At 71.1% G+C, this 225-nt stretch carries 1 pseudogene; it reads left to right on the forward strand.

The window, feature by feature from the left end:
- A pseudogene (locus tag HMPREF3086_RS02435) lies at positions 1 to 225 on the forward strand (IS1380 family transposase); the annotation flags it as partial.

Genomic DNA, 225 nt, shown 5'->3' on the forward strand with positions numbered 1-225 from the left:
CACCGGCCAGCTCCAATTCCTCGAGGCCAGGCACCGGGCTCACGCCCGAGTGGAGGACCGGATCCGACACGCCAAAGACACCGGGCTCGGCCGGCTTCCCTCCCGGGAGTTCGCCCTCAACCAGGCGTGGCTGGTGGCGGTGATGCTCGCCGCTGACCTCGTGGCCTGGACCCGGATGCTCGCCTGCACCGGCGACGCCGCAGTCCTGGCGTTGTGCGAGCCCAA

The sequence above is a fragment of the Dietzia sp. HMSC21D01 genome, from assembly GCF_001815995.1.
Classification (GTDB): Bacteria; Actinomycetota; Actinomycetes; order Mycobacteriales; family Mycobacteriaceae; genus Dietzia; species Dietzia cinnamea.